The sequence below is a fragment of the Saccharothrix sp. NBAS 001 genome (assembly GCF_056640475.1).
The window spans coordinates 3,577,010-3,594,897 of the sequence record NZ_CM153251.1; the positions used below are offsets into that span (position 1 = coordinate 3,577,010).

12 protein-coding genes and 1 pseudogene are annotated in these 17,888 nt (G+C 70.9%); 6 read left to right on the forward strand and 7 right to left on the reverse strand.

The features are described from left to right. Positions 1–38: 38 nt before the first annotated feature. Positions 39–545: a transposase gene (locus AC0HI0_RS15135; protein WP_480934305.1), complete on the reverse strand. Its 507-nt coding sequence runs from the start codon at positions 543–545 to the stop codon at positions 39–41. After that, a pseudogene (locus AC0HI0_RS15140) lies at positions 427–681 on the reverse strand (IS256 family transposase); the annotation flags it as partial. The pseudogene AC0HI0_RS15140 and the gene AC0HI0_RS15135, both read right to left, overlap by 119 nt. 662 nt (positions 682–1,343) lie before the next feature. Between AC0HI0_RS15140 and AC0HI0_RS15145 the strand changes: the two are divergent. Continuing rightward, entirely contained in the window at positions 1,344–1,526 is a 183-nt protein-coding gene (locus AC0HI0_RS15145) for a hypothetical protein (RefSeq protein WP_480932985.1), read from the forward strand. A gap of 763 nt (positions 1,527–2,289) precedes the next feature. Here AC0HI0_RS15145 and rph read toward each other — a convergent pair. Both rph and AC0HI0_RS15155 read right to left on the reverse strand, forming a co-directional pair. Further along, positions 2,290–4,893 (reverse strand): rifamycin-inactivating phosphotransferase, encoded by a 2,604-nt coding sequence (gene rph, locus AC0HI0_RS15150; protein ID WP_480932986.1) that lies wholly within the window; start codon positions 4,891–4,893, stop codon positions 2,290–2,292. A 778-nt stretch (positions 4,894–5,671) separates the two neighbouring features. Further along, positions 5,672–8,143 (reverse strand): SdrD B-like domain-containing protein, encoded by a 2,472-nt coding sequence (locus AC0HI0_RS15155; protein ID WP_480932987.1) that lies wholly within the window; start codon positions 8,141–8,143, stop codon positions 5,672–5,674. 130 nt (positions 8,144–8,273) lie between these two features. Between AC0HI0_RS15155 and AC0HI0_RS15160 the strand changes: the two genes are divergently transcribed. Next, complete coding sequence (locus AC0HI0_RS15160; RefSeq protein ID WP_480934306.1) at positions 8,274–9,047, forward strand: hypothetical protein; 774 nt, start codon at positions 8,274–8,276, stop codon at positions 9,045–9,047. A gap of 4 nt (positions 9,048–9,051) precedes the next feature. Here AC0HI0_RS15160 and AC0HI0_RS15165 read toward each other — a convergent pair whose 3' ends face one another. Beyond that, the gene (locus tag AC0HI0_RS15165; RefSeq protein ID WP_480932988.1) at positions 9,052–10,377 is read right to left on the reverse strand and encodes a right-handed parallel beta-helix repeat-containing protein; all 1,326 of its coding nucleotides are present in this window, start codon (positions 10,375–10,377) and stop codon (positions 9,052–9,054) included. A gap of 64 nt (positions 10,378–10,441) precedes the next feature. Between AC0HI0_RS15165 and AC0HI0_RS15170 the strand changes: the two genes are divergently transcribed. Further along, positions 10,442–11,587 carry a Dyp-type peroxidase gene (locus AC0HI0_RS15170; RefSeq protein ID WP_480932989.1) on the forward strand — a complete coding sequence of 382 codons (1,146 nt, stop codon included), beginning with the start codon at positions 10,442–10,444 and terminating at the stop codon, positions 11,585–11,587. Here the strand turns inward: AC0HI0_RS15170 and AC0HI0_RS15175 are convergent. Then, on the reverse strand, positions 11,584–13,158 hold the full coding sequence (locus AC0HI0_RS15175) for a helix-turn-helix transcriptional regulator (RefSeq protein WP_480932990.1): 1,575 nt from the start codon (positions 13,156–13,158) through the stop codon (positions 11,584–11,586). The genes AC0HI0_RS15170 and AC0HI0_RS15175 overlap by 4 nt on opposite strands. Before the next feature lie 432 nt (positions 13,159–13,590). After that, positions 13,591–14,055 (reverse strand): ricin-type beta-trefoil lectin domain protein, encoded by a 465-nt coding sequence (locus AC0HI0_RS15180; protein WP_480932991.1) that lies wholly within the window; start codon positions 14,053–14,055, stop codon positions 13,591–13,593. A gap of 335 nt (positions 14,056–14,390) precedes the next feature. Here AC0HI0_RS15180 and AC0HI0_RS15185 point away from each other — a divergent pair, with 335 nt between their 5' ends. The 3 genes from AC0HI0_RS15185 to AC0HI0_RS15195 are packed head-to-tail and all read left to right on the forward strand — an operon-like array spanning position 14,391 to position 17,855. After that, a complete protein-coding gene (locus AC0HI0_RS15185) occupies positions 14,391–15,560 on the forward strand; it encodes a hypothetical protein (protein ID WP_480932992.1) in 1,170 nt (389 codons plus the stop codon). After that, a complete protein-coding gene (locus AC0HI0_RS15190; protein ID WP_480932993.1) occupies positions 15,551–17,134 on the forward strand; it encodes a substrate-binding and vWA domain-containing protein in 1,584 nt (527 codons plus the stop codon). Before AC0HI0_RS15185 ends, AC0HI0_RS15190 begins: the two co-directional genes overlap by 10 nt. Then, positions 17,121–17,855, forward strand: coding sequence for a hypothetical protein (locus AC0HI0_RS15195; protein WP_480932994.1), 735 nt, complete (start codon positions 17,121–17,123; stop codon positions 17,853–17,855). The genes AC0HI0_RS15190 and AC0HI0_RS15195 overlap by 14 nt, the downstream gene beginning before the upstream one ends. The last annotated feature ends 33 nt before the right edge of the window (positions 17,856–17,888 follow it).

Consider the following 17,888-nt stretch of genomic DNA (forward strand, 5'->3'; position numbering starts at 1 on the left):
CGAGGCCGAACTTGCCGCAGCGCGCACACGTCTTGCACCTACGCGACCCGCGCACGGCACCCGCCGGGCCGCGTCTCAAAACTGACGTGATCGCCGGTCGTCGGGTCCGTCAATCGAGTGGTGCAACTCGGAGTTGGGGAGGGTTGCTTGCGGCCGGCGGCCAGGCGGCCGTCGAAGGCGATCTCGAAGGCGTTCAACGCCGGCTTCCACCGCTTCATCCAGCGTTCGCGGCCGGTGTCGGTCGGGTCCAGACTCATCACCGCGAGGCAGACGCACTTGAGCGCGGCCTGCTCGTTGGGGAAGTGGCCTCGGGCTTTGACCGCGCGGCGGATCCGGGCGTTGACCGACTCGATGGCGTTGGTCGAGCACCACCCGCCGGATCTCGACGTCGAAGGCGAGGAAGGGCACGAACTCGGCCCAGGCGTTGTCCCAGAGCCGGACGATGCCGGACAGCAGGTGCCCCGGGCGTCGGCGAACTCGGCGAAGCGCTCCTTCGCCGCGGCTTCCGTCGGGGCCGCGTGGACCGGTTGGAGTGTCCTGGCGATGGCGCCCCAGTGCCGGCGTCCGGCGTAGCGGAAGCTGTTGCGCAGCAGGTGCACAGATGCAGGTCTGTACGACGGTGCGCGGCCAGACGGCGGTGACCGCGTCGGGCAGGCCGGTCAGCCCGTCGCAGACCAGCATGAGCACGTCGGCGACGTCGCGGTTGCGCAGCTCGGTGAGCACGGTCTTCGAGCGGGTGCCGTTACGCGAATTGCCCGTCCCGCGACCGGCCGATCGCGCTTGTCGTAGCCCAGATGACCGGTGATCTCACCCTCCAGCGCCGACTCCAGCAGCCGCTTCGTCAACTGCTGGAGCACCCCGCCCTCACCGGTCGGCTTCAGCCCACCGGCGCGGGCCCGGCTGACCAGCTCGTCGACCAGCTGCTCGTCCAGGCCCTCCAGGGCGGTCTCGGGCTTGGCGTCCCGACGTTCTCCACGCCGTACATCATCTCGGGCATCAGGTGCGCATCCTTGATCAGGAGTTACGCCACTCGTTTTACAGTCCCGTGTCGTCGCCACCGACGAGGCGGAATCTCCGGTAGGCGGGTGGGATGAAGTGGTCCTGGCGATGTGTGGGTGTTGACCAGGTCGTCGTAGACCTCGTGGGGTGTCCGTCGGTCGAGGGTCTGGCGGGGGCGTCCAGGGGCTGTGCAGGGTCGCAGAAGTAGACCGGCATCCCGGTGCGCATCGTGGTGCGTTCGACCAGGGTGGCGATCCGGGAGGCGTTGCCGCGTCCGATGATGAGGTCGCCTTCCCGGAAGCCGGGACGGCGCGGTCGTCGGCCTCTTTCGGCCGGTCGCTGATGTGGACCATGTTCTTGACGTACTGGCGGGCGGTCGCGGGCCGGGTGCGGTCGACCCGGTGGAGGCGGCCCTGGCGCAGCGCGAGCTTGAGTTGGGTGCGCAGCCCGCCTGGAAGATCGTCTCGTGCGACACGCGCATCTCCGGATCGTCCGGGCGGTCCAAGGGCAGCCGACGGCCGATCTGATGCGGCGACCGTTTCTCCCGAAGTCCGGCGTTCACCGCGTCGTGCGGGCGGGCCGACGATTCCAGTTACGCAGCCCGGGCCGCCGGCGGATGTCGGCGACCCGGCACTGCGCGCGCACGGCCCGACAAGCACGACGGCCGCCGTTCGCGGCGATCTCCCGCCCCACCGTCGAATGATGCCGACCGAGAAGCGCTGCCGGGAAACGGGTCGAACAACTACCGTTCCGGCTCGACTCCCGGGAGATCAGCTCCCGCTCCTCGAACGACAACAACGGGCCACCGGCCATGCGACAACCCCCACCACTCGACGGACCGGGGCCATCTCGACTGTCGCCAAGACCGCACGACACCACCGTGGTTTGGCAGCCATGCACAACCGCAGTACCGGAGACCTCGTGGCCGGGCGTGGCAGCAGCGGGGCGGTTGGACCTGGCCGACGCGCAGTGGACCCTGTTGCGGCCGTTGTCGTCCTTCGATCGTTGTCGTCCTTCGATCGCAGGCCGAGCCGCCCGACACGGGCCCGACGATGGCGGACGACCACCCGCCTTCGACACCGAGGTCTACCAACAGCGCCACGCCGTCGAATGCGGCCTCAGCCTGCTCGGAAAACCCCCTGGCCGCGCCACATCTGAACCACGGCCCAGACCGAGGAGTGGCGTTCTGCCGAGCCACTCCTCGGACCGCAGGTGCCGTCCCCGGCACAGCTCGGGTCGGGGACGGCACGTACGGGCCTGGGCCGTGTCCGGTTCAACAGGTCCGGGTCGTCAGCTGCCGGACAGGATCTCGACGTACCCGTCGGTTCCGTTCACCCGGATGCGCTGCCCGTCCTTGATCAGGTGGGTCGCGCGTTCCACCCCCACGACGGCCGGCAGCCCGTACTCCCGTGCGACCACCGCCCCGTGGGTCATCAGGCCCCCGACCTCCGTCACCAGGCCCGCGATCGCGACGAACAGGGGCGACCAACTGGGGTCCGTGTGCGCCGTGACCAGGATGTCGCCCGGTTCGACGTCGGCGGTCGCCATGTCCAGGATGACCCGCGCCCGTCCCTCGACCGTCCCGGCGGACACCGGCAGGCCGACCAGCGCACCGGGTGGCAGGTCGTCGCGCCGGTACGTCCCGGAGACGGCCTCGCCGTCCGAGGTGAGCACCCGGGGCGGGGTGAGCGCTTGGTACGACTTGAAGTCGTCCTTGCGCCGACCGAGGAGTTCGTGGTCGACCTGGTTGGTGCGCACGACTTCCCGGAGTTCCTGGAACCTCAGGAAGAACACGTCCTCCCGCTCGGCGAGCACGCCGGCCCGCACCAGGCGGTCGGCCTCCGCCAGCAGGGCCTGCTTGTAGACGAAGTAGCGGCTCACCATCCCGTACTTCGGGTACTCCCGGTACCCGATGTAGGTCCGGACGAGGTCGATCTTCCGCTTGGTCTCCTCGGCAGGCTGTTCCCCGTCCGGCAGGTCCCGCAGGCGCTCCAGCAGTTCCCGCTCCTTCTGCAACGCTTCTTGGCGCCCTTGCTCGAAGCGGCGCGCGGCTTCGCCGGGCGCGAAGTTCTTGACGTTGGCGAGGATCATCGGCAGCAGCGTGGTGGGGCGTTCGCTCCAGCGCGGCCTCGTGACGTCGATCTCGCCGACGCAGCGCATGCCGTACTTGTCCAGGTAGGCCAGGATGGCGTCACGTGCTTCCCGGCCGCCCTCGACCTCCGCCAGGTCGTCCAGGAAGTCCTCGTCCCGGGCTTCTCGCAGCACGGCGACGACGTCCGGGTGGGGGCGGACCACGTCCGCGACGTCGAGGAGCGCGAGCCCCATCTCCGAGGTGACGTTGTGGGGCACGGACTGCGTGAGCGTGTCGGCCGCGTTCTTCTCCCCCAGCCAGTCCTCCAGGTGCTCGTTGAGCCACCACGTCGCCTGCATCGCCGACATGAACACCTGGTGGCTCTGCGGGTCGAACAGGATTCGCCGCAACTCCTCGACGTCGGCCAGGATGAAGTCGAGCAGCTCCGTCCCGGATTTCGTCCGGATGTCGCGCTTCACCGCCGCGATGGAAGCCTCGCTGCGCCCGATCAGCTCGGTGACGAGAGCCGGATCGGTCTCGATCGTGACCGGTGCGACGCCGGGGACGGGGTCGCCGGGCGGCTGGTCCGGGAGCGGCGGCGCGATGAAGCCGGCGCGCTCCACGACGGTCCGCAACGCGTCCTCCATCAGCGGGTCGGACTTCCCCGCGACGTCCAGGAAGCCGGCGCGGCTCGCGGGTGCCGCGAGCAGCCGGGTGACGTCGACGAACAGCCGCCCGCCGGCCTCGGCCATGGGCCGGGGAGTGGTCAGCTGCCACAGGGAGAGCCCCAGCGGCTTCATGGCGTCGGTCATCATCTGCTGGTGGCCGACGGAGACGTAGACGTGGTTGTCCTCGTCCCCGGCCTCGGGGATGGGGAACAGCGTGGTGATCGGCCGGCTCTGGACGATCCGGAAGCCGTCTTCGACCAGGCACCACTCGACGTCCTGGGGGCGGCCGAAGTGCGCTTCGATCCGACGACCGAGCCGCACGAGCCGCACGACCTGCTCCTCCGTCAGCACCGGCTGCTCCCGCCGCGCGGGCTCGACCGCCTCTTCCCGGATCCCGCCGGCCGGCGAGGCGACGAGCGCGGACTCCTTGGTGGCGACCGCTTGCGCAACGACCTCGTCGTCGCGCACCTGGTAGGCGTCCGCGTTCACCAGGCCGGAGACCAGGGCCTCGCCCAGCCCGTAGACCGCCTCCACTGCGGCGACCTTGCGGTTGGACGTGACGGGGTCGGCCGTGAACAGCACTCCGGCCGCGAGCGGGAAGACCATCTGCTGCACGACCACGGCCATGTGGACCTTGCGGTGGTCGAAGCCGTTGCGCAGCCGGTAGGTCACGGCCCGCTCGGTGAACAGCGACGCCCAGCACCGGCTGACGTGCCGGAGGATCGCCTCCGGGCCCACGACGTTCAGGTAGGTGTCCTGCTGGCCCGCGAAGGAGGCCGTCGGCAGGTCCTCCGCCGTCGCGCTCGACCGGACGGCGTACGCGGCCCGCTCGTCGAGCCGGCCGAGGGCTTCGGTGATCGCCGCCGCCACGTCGTCGGAGACCTCGGTCGCTTCGAGGACCTGCCGGATCTCCGCGCTCCGCGCGCGGATCGCCTCCCGGTCGTCCGGGTTCAGCAGGGCCAGTCGATCCAGCCGCTCGCCGATCGACGGCGACTCCTCCACGATGCGCCGGAAGGCGTCCGTGGTCACGCAGAACCCGGCCGGCACGCGGACGCCCTCGATCCGCGACAGCTCGCCGAGCTGCGCCCCCTTGCCGCCGACGACAGCGACCCGCGTCCGGTCGACCTCCTGGAGACCGAGCACGTAGCTGCCCATCCGTTCACCCTTCCCGTTCACCCTGTCGGGCCTTTCTCGTTCCTCGTCGCCCAGCCGACCCTCGGGCCCGTTCTCATGTGGTGACAGCGCGGGTACCGACCCCTCATTTCCGCAGCTTCCGGTTTCGGCTGGAGATTCTGCGACACGACCGGGGTCTTGCCGCAAGACCCCCTCTGTGCTATATGTTAAAAGTGGCGGGGAGTGCGTTGACTCCTTGCCTTTTCTTTTGTCGTCCTCCGCTCCCCGTGGCCTCCGTCCGCTGCGAACCGAACCGGTATCGACGCCACGCCATCATGGCCGCCGTTGGCGGATTCCGCTGATTCGGCGTGGCACGCGCGGCAGCGCGGCCCGGGGCAACGGCTAGGACCCGTCCTGCGGATCTTCACCTGGAGGATCCGTCCCCTGCGTGACGCCGTGCGGGTACTCGGGTGGGTGTGGGCCTTGTCGGCGATCACCCGCCCGACCCGCACCCGCCGTCCGCCGACAGCAGACCCGCGGCGTCGACGGCCGGGCGGAGTCCGGTGGTCGGTCCTCCGCGGGAGCGTCCGGGACACTCCCCCGTCGACGGCGAGGGCGTCGGTCCAGTCCGCGCAGCCCCCTGTTTCCCGGCGTCCCGAGGGAGTCGTCATTGACGACCACACACCATCATCCGCACACGATCACGAGAAAGATCCGCAGGACACGCCCCAGTCGGTCGGCCTCCGGCGCACGGCGAATACGCGAACTGCCCGCCCGCATCACTTCCGACGCGGGCGGGCATATCTGTCGCAGACCTGGATCAGCTCTTCTTCGACCGGCGCTTTCGGCTCACGAGCGTGAGTGCCACGCCCGCGGCGAGTGCCAGGACACCGGCCAGGATCACCCACGGCAGGCCGGAGACACCGGTTTCGGCCAGGGAGTCCGGCGGGTTCGGCTTGGACGGTGCGGGGGTCGTCGTCGGCGTGGTCGTCGGCGGCGTCGTGGTCGGCTGCGGCTGCGGGATGTACACGCCGGCGTCGATCGTGTGGTCGACCTCGCCCGGGTTGGCCGGTGCCGTGACGGGCGCGAACCCGTTGCACAGCAGGCCGGTCGTCGGCGGCTCCACGTTGGAGTCGTGCACCCGGTCGTCACCCACCACCGGGAGCGTGAACCGCAGGTCGGCAGCGGGCGGCTGGCTCGGCACCTTGGCGGTGTCCGCCGTGCAGACGTTGAACTGCACCGTGTACTTCGCGCCCGGCGTGAGTTCGTAGGCCGCGCCGACACCGCCGAAGTAGTACTCGCCGGCCGCATCGGTCTTGGTGGTGGCGACCTGCTTGCCGGTGGAGTCCAGCAGGTTGATCGTCGCGGCCGGCAGTCGCACGTCCGCCGGGTCCTGGACGCCGTTGTGGTCGCCGTCGAACCACACCAGGTTGCCGATCTGGATCGGCGCGTTCGCCGCCTGGTAGGCGATCGCCCCGAGCCCGCCGGCCTTGCCGAAGCCGTTCTGGTTCGAGCCGACGAACTCGTAGGCGTTGGCCGCCGGGTTGTTGCCGGGGCCCTCGCCGCTGGTGATGCCGTAGTAGCCGGTCCCGCCCGTCGCGACGTTGACGGTCGGGTCCATCTGCGTGCTGACGACCCACTGCTGCTGCGGGATGTAGGCGACCGCGCCCTGTGCGGATTCCTGGTGCGCGGCAAGCCCTGCGGGGCCCTGCTGGGAGAAGTAGTCGCCCGGGAAGTACTCGACCACGCTCGCGGCCTGCCCGCCGTCGTTGAGGGTGCCCGCGTGGTCGGGGCAGGCCCCGGTGCCTTCCCAGGAGTACCCGCCGGCGGGGTTGACGCAGGCCATGTTGATGTCACCGCCGGAGAACCCGTTCTCGGTGGTGTTGTCGCCCGGTCGCGGGTCGAGCGAACCCCAGCCGACCACGTCCATGAACCGGTCGCGGAAGCCGAGGATCATCGACCCGTCACGCGCGAAGGCCAGGCTCGCCAGTTGCGGCTGCGGGTCGATCAGCGCGCCGCCGCCGGTGTCGTGCTTGTCCCAGGAGGCCAGGTCGGAGTTCCACGGGTTCCAGCCGTTGGTCTGGCCGGGGATGGATCGTCCCGCGAGGACCTGACCGCGCTCGCTGGTCAGCGTCCGGGTCAGCACGGTGGTGAACTGCGTGCCGTTGTAGGCGTAGACAACGGCTTTCAGGTCCGCGCGGTTCTGCGTGCTCTCCGCGCTGCACACACCACCGACGTACAGGGTGTTGTCGTGCGCGAGCAGGGAGAACGGCCGCCAGTCGGCGGACGCCGCGCAGCCCGGGTCCGGGATCGGCACCGTGGCACGGGGTTCCGCGGCGGTGGCCGCGGTGGCGTCGAAGGCGACCAGGGTCTTGGTCAGCAGGTTCACCGCGTAGAGCGTGGTGCCGTCCTCCGACAGGGTCAGGCCGCCGATGCTCTCCTTGCCGGGAGCCTGGGTGAACCCGGGGTCCTTGATCGTGTTGGCCGTGTCGTGCGGCGTCACCGCGGCGCCGGGCACCTTCGCGAACAGGGTCGGCGCGCCGCCGCCGTCGACGGGCACGGTGTAGATCGCGTCGCCGCCGTCCGGGCCGTACAGGGCGTGCCGCCGGGCGAAAGCGCTCTGGAACAGGCGTTTGCGGTACTTGTCGTAGGCCAGGCCGAACGTCGTGCCGACCTGGGCCTGGGTGGCCAGCGTGGTCGGGCACGCGACGGACCCGGGGCACGTGCCGCGGGTGTTGATCCCGAACGCCACCAACGCCCTGGTGTCCGTGCCGGTGCCGCCGTTCTGCACCGGCACGAAGTACCGGGAATCCGGCAGGGTGTAGTGGTCGGGGTTCCAGACACCGGTGATCACCGAGTCGTTCTTGCCCGCCGACACGTCCACGAAGGTCGTGAAGCTGTCGAAGTGGTTCTCGGCGGTCGAGGCGGGCGCGGCCCGGAGATAACCGTTGTAGGGCTCGGGAACCGTGACGTCGACGCGGTAGTGCCCGCCGGCCAGCTCCGACGACGGCGGCACCACGACCTTGCCGGCGACGTCGGTGGTCCCGGTGACGTGGTGGCCTTCGCGGTCGGAGACGTCCACGCGCATGCCGCGCTGCGGCACGTCCATCGTCGTGTTGATCACGCCGGTGCCGAAGAAGTCGCGCAACACCTGGACGGTCAGCGTGCCGTCCGTCGTGGACGAGGCGGCGGTCCCGGCCGTCACCCCGGTGATGGCGCTGCTCGCCAGCAGCAGACCGGCCAGCCCCACTCGTGCCGGCCGACCGAACGGCCTCCGGGTTGTCCGGCTCATCCGCCATCTCCTCGCACCGTCGTCGTGAGCCGTCACAGGAAACCAGAACGACGTGTCCGGGTGCGCCCGATGATCGGGTGAATCAGGGGGTGAATCAGGGGGCCTGTTAGTGTCCCGCCGCGTGCCGAGCATGCGAGCCCAGCGACGTCTCCCGCAGCGGCGGTGGGTGCGTCGCCGCTGGGTGGTGGTCCTCATCGGCTTCGTGGCCGTCGCCGTGCTCGGGGTGGCGGCGTTCCTGATCGTCGACGCCCGCTCCGAGCCCTCCGGTCCGCGCGCCCTGACCTCGGACGAGGTGAACCGGCTGGCGATCACCCGGTTCCGCAACTACGAGGCCGGGGGGCGCGCGGTGACGATCACCGTGCCGACCACGGCCGGGGGACTCGTCATCACCGGATCGGTCGACTACCGGGCGAAGCTCGGCTACGCGGTGGTGCGCGGCACCGGGCGCGACGCGTCCGGCGATGGGCTGATCCAGTGGAACACCACCACTGTGCTCGTCCACCCGATGACCGACGCCCCGGCGGAAGCGCCCGCGACGCCGCCCGGCTCCGGTTGGCACAGCCGGCCGTTGCGGACCTCCGGCAGTTCGCTGGACAGCTCGCTGCTCATCGCGCTCAGCCTGGGCAGCGACCGGCCGGACAACGCCGAACTGCTGCCGCAGAACGGTGCCGCCTGGGTGGGCCGGGACGAGGTGGGCGGCCGGCAGGTCGACGTGATGAGCGGACCGGCGGCTCGCGGCAAGCCCGGCACCACCGGGAACGTCCGCTACTGGGTCGACTCGGACGGCACCATGCACCGCGTCCGGGCCGACGTGGACTCCGAGCCGCAGCCGGTGGTCGTGGACTTCGACGCCCGGCAGTACGTCGCGGTCCAGCCCCTACCCGGAATCGCCCCGGCGCGGTAGCCGCTCAGGACGTCCGCACCAGCGCGCCCTCGGCCAGCAGGGATACGGGCGGCAGCGTGATCTTCGCGAGGTCCGGCAGCACCACGACGGCCGGGACGGCGGTGGCCCCGCTCGTGGTGGCGTTCGGCAGCTGGGGCTGCGCGGCGGGCGCGGCCACGTCGGTGAACGGGATGCCGCGCGGTGGCTTCGGGCTCGTCCACGTGCCGGACGGCGACTTCTCCCCGGACGGGCACGCCGCGGTCTGCCCGAGCTGAGCGGGCACGGTGGTCGTGAGTTCGTTGCCGCGCAGGCAGTTCCCCTGCCCCCGGGTCGCGGTGGGGAACGTCCAGCCGACGTCGACGCCGTTGGCCGTGAAGGTGTTGTCCACGATCTGGTTGCCGTTGGGCGGCAGGTCGGCGGTGGCGGTGATCACCAGGCCGGCGTTGGCGTTGCCGTCGATCCGGTTGCGCACGACCTGGTTGCCGCTGCCGCCGTCGATGCCGACGCCGATCCCCCAGCCGCCGTCGGCCTGTTCGGGCGTCGACGCCTGCTGGTTGGCCGCGATCAGGTTGCCGGCGACGACGGCGTCCTGCTGCGGGAGCAGCTTCTCCTGGTGGTCGGAGTTGGTGGTGAGCCCGACCCGGTTGCCGGTGAACCGGTTGCCCACCACGTACATCTCGCCGCCGGCGTTGGTGCCCTCGTAGCCGACCGCGTTGAGTTCGGCGATGTTGTCGCGCACCACGATCCGGCACGGCTTGCACTGTCCGACGTAGATCCCCGAGTCGGCCGACCCGGAGGCGTACGAGTGCTCGATGACGCCGTCCTGGGCGGAGAACGCGTAGATGCCGTACAGGCCGTTGCGGGTGGCCGTCACGTGGGAGACCAGGAACGACTTCAGGAAGGTGACCGGTTCGTCGCCGGTGTCGTAGCCGCCCTGGCCCGGCGTCCCGGCGGCCGCCTTCGCCGAACCGGTGACCAGGACCCCGTTCTGCGTGTTGTTCCGGACGGTCAGGTTCTCCACGGCCACCCCGGGCGCGGTGACGACGATGCCGTTGGGCTGCCGCAACTGCCCGTCGATGACGACGGTGTCGCGGGACTCGCCGCGCAGCGTGATCCGCTCCCGGTCGACCTTGACCGACTCGTGGTAGACGCCGGGTGCCACCAGCACGAGGTCGTCGGGCTCGGCCAGGGCCACCGCGGCGGAGATCGTCGGCGCGTCGGCCGGCACCCGGATGGTCACGTGCGCACCGGCCGGTCGTGTGCCGCTCCCCGATCCGCCATCGCCTGCGCCACAACCGGCGAGCACCAGCGCCGGCACCGCCACGATCACGGCAAGCCCGAAACGAAGCATGCGCCCAGTCTGGCACGGCCACCGGATTCGCCTGTGGTAGGGCGAATCTGGCACTCTCCACACCGTGCGCCGAGCCGAAGACCACCCGTCCCGCCGCGCGTTCCTCGGCGTCGGCGCCGGTGTGCTGGCCGCCGGTCTCACCGCGGCGTGCGAACCGGGTGCCGCCCGATCGGACCAGCACGACGCCCCCGACGCCGCCGTATCGCCGACGGGCCCGCACCAGGCGGGCATCACGCTCCCCCGCGAGCCCCAGCCGAACCTGTTGGTGGTGGTCGCCGACGTGGCCGACGGGGTGGCCGTCGGCCCGCTGCTCGCCGAACTCGGCGAGGCCGTCCGCACCCTCACGGCGGGGACCGACGCGCGGCTGCTGGGTCTGTCGCCGGGCGATCTCACCGTGACGGTCGGGATCGGCCCCCGGCTGGTGCGCCTGGTCGACCCCGCGCTGCCGGGCGCGGCGGACCTGCCGCAGTTCTCCCGCGAGCAGGTCGCCCCGCAGGCACGCGGTGGCGACCTGATGGTGCAGATCTGCGCCCGCGACCCGCTCGTCCTGTCGATCGTCGCGGCGGCGCTGCTGGGCCAGGCCGGTGAACGGGCGCACGAGCGCTGGCGGCAGTCCGGGCGACGCGGTTCGACCATTCCGGTGAACCAGGACCTCACCGCGCCACGGAACGTGTTCGGCTTCGTCGACGGGATCGTGGGCCCGCAGACCGACGCCCAGCGGCAGCGGGATCTGTGGCTGGCCGGGCCGGCTCCGGTCGCCGGCGGCACGATCGCCGTGGTCCGGCGGATGGAACTCGACCTGCCCCGGTTCGCCGCGCTGCCCGTGGCCGCCCAGGAAGCCGTCTTCGGCCGACGCCGGGACACCGGCGCGCCCCTCTCCGGCGGCACCGTCGCCGCCGACCCGGACCTCGGCGCCAAGACGCCGGACGGGCGCTACCTGATCCCGGCGGACGCCCACCTGCGCCGCGCGCACTCCAGTGTGGCCGGTGTCGGTCTGATGCTGCGCCGCTCCTACAGCATCGACGAACCCGTGCCGGGTCTGCTGTTCGTCAGCTTCCAGAACGACATCAGGACCTTCACCACCACGCTGACCCGGATGGACAACGGCGACGCGCTGTTGGCGTTCACCACCACCACCGCCAGTGCGACTTTCCTCGTCCTCCCCGGTTTCGACGAGCGGCACCCGCTGGGTTCCACGCTGTTCCGTTAGAGCACGCCGAGTTCGTGGGCCCGCATCAGCGCGCCTTCACGGCTGGAGGCGTCGAGCTTGCGGTAGGCGCTCTTGACCTGAGTGCGCACGGTGTTGACCGACACGACGAGTTTGCGCGCGACTTCCCCGAGGGTCAGGCCGGCGTCCAGTTCGGCGAGCACCACCTGCTCCCGGTTGGTCAGCTCCACCAGCTCGACCCGGTCCGGGAACACCGGCCGGGCGCGGGCCAGGCGCTGCGCCGCCTCGTCGGTCAACGGGAGGTCGCCCAGCCGGATCACCTCGTCGCGGTCGGCGGGCGACAACGTGGCCAGCGAGAGCACCTCGTCCGGCGTGCGCACGCGGCGGACCAGGACCAGCGACCGGCGCGCCTCGCCCTCGTCGCCCATGCGCAGCGCGGCGATCGCCTTGAGCAGCAGCATCTGCCGGACGTCCCGACGTGACGTGGTCTCGTGCCAGGACGTGCGCGAGGCCATCGCGCGGACCGCCTCGTACTCGCCGTTGAGCAGCCGCAGCCGGGCGGCGGGCAGCGCCGACCACGAGCCGTGCGGATCCGTCTCCTTGATCAACCGCAGCGCGCGGGTGGCCTGCCCGGTGGCGATCAGCAGCTCGACGTGGGCGCGTCGGACCACCCGGACGGCGGTGCCCTGCCCGACGACCTCGGGCGCGTGGCCGAGCGGGAGCGTGCCCAGGTGGGCCAGCGACGTCGCCGGGTCGCCCAGGTGCAGCCCGTGCGCGAACACCAGCGCCGCGACGAAGGGCCAGACCTCAAGCTGCCGGGTGCCGTCCCCGGTGACCTCCAGGCGGTCCACGAGGCCCGCCTCGTCGTAGCGGTCCAGCGCGTCCCAGCCCTCGGCGATCGTCCCGCCGACGGTGAGCAGGAAGCGGACCCGCTCGGAGGGCGACTCGAAGCAGCGCATCCGGTCGAGCCACTGGTGGGCGAGGGTGCCGTGGCCGAGGTGCGCGAAGGTCATGGCGAGGTTCGCGGCGGCGTTGAGGGCGGTGGCCGCCGTCTGCGGCTCGACCGTGGCGCGCTCGTAGGCCTGGCGGTACAACTCCACCGCGGCCGGGAAGTCGGCCATCAGCGAGCGCGTCAGACCTCGTTGCAGGGCAAGCCATCCGGGACGGGGCTCCACGTCGCAGCCGGGTAACGAGCCCAGGTGCGCGGCGCGGGCGGTGAGGCGCTCGCCCAACTCCTCGGCCTCGGCGCTCGCGCCGCGCATCCGCAGCCCGATCATCGCCGCCGTGCCGACCGTGACGAGGGTCGCCGCCGACGTCTCGCCCTCGATGTCCATGGTCGCCGCCAGGCGGGTGCCGAGTTCGGTGTAGTGGCGCAGATAGGGCCGCAGGTCGCCGGAGTGGGGCTGGTTCATCGCGTAGTAGGCGCTGATCCAGGAGATCATCAGGCGCGGGCGGGCGTGCAGCTCCTCGTCCGGCACCTGGCCGAGCACGAGCAGCAGCCGACCGGCGAGGTCGCCGTCCACCGCGAGGATGTGCCGGTCGCACAGGGCTTCGAGCGCGGCCCAGTCGCGGTCCTCGGCGATCCTGGCGAGCGTCTCGGGCAGGTCGGCCACGGACGGGCGAACGGGTTGCGTTCGATGCGGCACCGTCTCCGCCCCCCAAAGACCAGGCCGATGGATCTCATTCGCAAGCATGCGGCGCCCGGTTTTCCCCGCCTCGCACTCGTGTGGACAAGCCATCACCTTTGCACTTGGACACAACAGCCGTCATGCCCGACAACCGGGTGAACTTGACCACCTCCAGGTGAACGGGCCACCTCGAAGATCGAGCACCCCTCATAACCCCCCGGTACGGCGACCCGAAGGTACCGCCGTCGACCGTCGTGTCCGCACCGATCGGGTTTGCCGACCGGTCTTGTCCCCGGTGGACCATTCCGGCCGGACACCGGATTCCCGACGCCGCCCGCGAGCGGCGGGCGTGGTGGAACCGCCGGCGGCGCGGTGCCGCCGGCGGTCGTCCGCGACCGCCCTCGCAGCGGCCCCGCGTCACGCGGATTCGAAGTACCAGAACTGGTTCAGGAACCCGTTGTAGGTCCACAACTGGACCTTGGTGCCGCTGCCGCGCCCGTGAACGTCCCACAGCAGGTTCGGGTACTGCACGCTCCAGATCGCGTATCCCGGCCTCTCCGGCACGGTCTGGACCCGCCACCGCTGGCCGGGGCTGCCGTCGCACTGCGCGCGCTCCAGCGACGCGCCCTGGCCCCACCGACCGTCCACGCACCAGTAGTCGCTCGTGCGGATCTCGGCCGTGCCCTCGGGGTACAGCACGTAGTGGAACCTCTGGTTGGCTTGTCCGTTGCAGTTCCACGCCTGCACCCAGGGCCCGGCCCCGCCCGCGTAGACGTCCAGGCACCGGTTGTCGTGCTCCACGTGGATCACGGCCCCGGCGAGCGCATTGACGTCCGCACCGGCCCGACCGCCGGCCACGACCACGGCCGCGAACCCGAGCACCAGCACCCCGATAAATCGGAAAACCCGTCTCATCAGGTTTCTCCCCCCATTCGGAATCTCCCTCATTCGGCCGAGCGAAGCCGTCTGCGCCCCGGACCCGAATGACGTTCCCAGGTGCGGATGACACGGCCCTTGCACCGACCTTGCACCACAAGGGAGAACCCGCCCGCAATTGTGCGGCCCTGATCGGCCTTATGGCGTCGCAAGACCCCGCTGCGGGTAATTCCGGCCGAAATCGGCGTCGAACCGTTACCGCGACGCCCGCCCGCGTTCACCGGGCGGGCATAGTGCTGGAGCGGCACACCGCCGCAGCAGGGGCGCCACTGGAGGAAACGTTGGCCACCGAGCCACTGTTGAAGATCAGGATGCCCACACCCCGCCCCTCCCGCACCCCGGTGCTCGCGTTCGGGCTGGCCGGGCTGATCATCGTGGCGGTCACCGCGCTGCTGGCCGGTACGACGCAACCGGCCCAACCGGTGACCGTCATCCGGGGCAAGGCCGGCTCGAAGATCGACTTCTTCCGCGACGACGAGGTGAAGCAGATCCTCAAGCGCAAGAACATCGAGGTCCGCGTGGGCAACTCCGGTTCGCGCGAGATCGCCACGCACGACATCGACCAGGAGGACTTCGCGTTCCCGTCCGGGCAGCCGGCGACCGAGATGATCATGAAAACCCGGCGGCAGGGCGGCAAGTACGCCGAGCCGATCGACCCCTTCGTCAGCCCCATCGTGCTGGCCACCTACCGCCCGTACGCGCAGGCGCTGGAAACCGCCGGGATCGCGAAGCCGATGAACCCGACCACGCCGGACCCGCTCTACTACGAACTCGACGTCGGCAAGTTCGTCGCGCTGACCGAGCAGGGCAAGCGGTGGAACGACATCGGCATCGCCAAGTACGGCATCCAGAACAACAACATCGTCCTCGCCCACACCTCCGACGTGTGCAAGTCCAACTCCGGTGGCACGTACCAGGGCCTGATCGCCTTCGCGAAGACCGGCAGCAGGGTCATGACCGCCGAGAGCGAGGCGGTCGCGATCGGCGAGTCGCTGCGGGACGCGTACCGGCAGCAGGGCACGCCCACGCCCGACCGGGTCCCGTTCTACCTGTCACCGGAGGGCAAGCGGATCTCGCCGATCGTGGTGATCTACGAGCACCAGTACCTCGCCCACCAGCTGCGCCGGCCCCAGGGGCAGCCCGACCTCGACCGGGTGCTGCTCTACCCTGCCGACCACTTCGAGAGCCAGCCGTCGTTCATCGCGCTCACCGAGAACGGGGCCAAGCTCGGCGAACTGCTGCGCACCGACCCCGAACTGCGCAAGCGGGCCGCCGAGCTGGGGTTCCGGGTGCTCGACCCGGGCCTGGCCACGGCCAGCCCGGTGCTGGCCGGGCGGCTCGCCGAGCACGGGCTGGAGGCACCGTCGACGGACAACGACTTCACCCGCGCGTACCTGCCGACGCTGGATGTGTTCGAGAAGTTCATCACGACCGTGGGCGGGTGCACGTGACGCGGCCCGGCACGCGCCGGCTCGCGCTGGCCTGCGCGGTGCTCATGGTGGCGTCGGCGTGCACGTCCGACCCCGCGCCGCACACCACCCTCTCGGTGCTCGCCTCCTCCGAGCTGAGCGACATGCGCCCGCTGCTGGACGAGCTGCGCCGGGAGACCGGCATCGAACTCGTCGTCGAGCACCGGGGCACGATCGACGCCACCGACGCGCTCGACCCCGGCGCCTACCGGCACGACATCGCCTGGCTGTCCACCGACCGCTACTTCGAGCTGAAGCTCAAGCAGCGCGGCTACACCGGGGAGCGCCCGCTCAGCGGCAGGTTCATGTTCTCGCCGCTGGCGGTGGGGGTGAAGCCGAAGGTCGCCGAGCTGCTGCGGACCTCGACCGCCGACGGGCAGCTGTCCTGGGCGGACCTGGCCGACCGGTCGGCGGCCGGCATGGTCCGCTTCGGCATGGCGGACCCGAGGCACGCGGGCAGCGGGCTGTCCGCGCTGATCGGGGTGGCGACGGCGGCGGCGGACACCGGCGGGGCGCTGCGCGAGGAGGAGATCACCTGCGACCGGCTGCGCGGCTTCTTCACCGGGCGCACCCTCACCGAGGACACCTCGCGCAAGCTCGCGGACAGCTACGCCGCCGACCAGGGCTCGGCGGACGCGCTGATCAACTACGAGTCGGTGCTGATGTCGCTGAACGCGAGCGGGCGGCTGCACGAGCCGCTGGAGATCCTCTACCCGCGCGACGGCATCATCCTGGCCGACTACCCGATGCTGCTGCTCGACCCGGCCAAGCGGGACAGCTTCGACAAGGTCTTGTCGTGGTTCCAGTCCGACCGGGTGCAGCGCGAGATCATGGAGCGCACGCTGCGCCGCCCGTTGAGCGACCGGGTGCCGCGCGACGGGCGGTTCCGCGAACTGGGCGCGAACACCCTGTACTTCCCCGAGCGCAAGGAGACCATCGACCGGCTCGCCGCCACCTACGCGGACCCGTTGTCCCGCAACCCCTCGTACGTGATCTTCGCGCTCGACTTCTCCACCTCGATGCGGGGTCGGCGGATCGCCGAGCTGCGGGCCGCGATCGCCGGGCTCAGTGGAGCCGACCCGTCCACGTCGGGCAAGTTCACCCGGTTCTACCGGGGCGAGAAGTTCACCGTCCTGCGCTTCGGCGGCCAGGTGATCGACGAGCGGGACTTCACGATCTCCGGCCAGGGCGACCTCGACGCCATCCGCGACCACATCGCCACCGACCGGTTCGAGGACGCGACCGGCGTGTGGTCGGCGCTGGAGGCCGCCTACCGGAAGGCCGCCGCCGTCACCGCCGCCGACGCCGACCAGCCGGTCACCATCGTGCTGATGACCGACGGCGAGAACAACACCGGCCTCGGCCTGGAGGAGTTCCTGCGCAACAACGAGGCACGGCCGGCCGCCGCGAAAGCCGTGCACACCTACACCGTCCGCTTCGGCGAGGCCGACCCCCGGGAACTGGACCAGGCGGCGAAAGCCACCGGCGGGCGCATGGTCGACGCGAACGCGACATCCCTTTCCGAGGCGTTCAAGGAGATCCGTGGCTGTCGATAGCGCGCTGTTGTGGAGTCTCGCCGGCCTGGGGGTCGGCTCGGTGGTCGTCGCCACGGTGTTGGGCCTGCGCCGCAGGCGGAGCAGGCCCGAACAACCCGGCGTGATCGGCGACCACGAGGTGCTGATGTACCTCAACGAGACCATCGTCATGGACGTCCTCCAGTACCGGGGCAACGTCCCGGCGCTCAAGCAGCAGGTGGAGCGCTACACCCGCGACACCGCCGAGGGGCGGGCCGAGGCGAAGTCCCGCTGGTTCAGCTTCAGCGGCAGCCGGGGCCACGAGAACCAGACCACCCGCGTCTTCGAGGCCGTGGAGGAGCCCATCACGGCCATCCGCAAGGTCGTGGAGGCGTTGGAGGCGGCCGACGCCATCGTCTACGCGGACCTCCACAAGGGCGAGGTGCACGCGCACCGCAGCCTCGACGGCGGCACCGTCGACCAGGCGAACCTGAGCGACATCACCATGTTCCTGTCGGTCACGGGCCCGTTCGAGTCCTACGAGGAACGCGACGGCTCCGACAAGGACTACCTGCGCCTGCGAGCGCCCTACCCCGGCGGCAACGCCCACGTCCGGATCAAGATCGCCCGCAGCGGGCTGCGGGAGAACGACGTGGTGCTGGAGCGCAACGCCGCGTTCCGGGGCCGGGTGCTCGGCAAGGTCGAGAACTGGGACGAGCCCAACCGGGTGCTCAAGATGTGGGCCATGGCGATCTTCCGCTGACCGGCCGGTGCGCACCGATCCGGACCCCGGGGC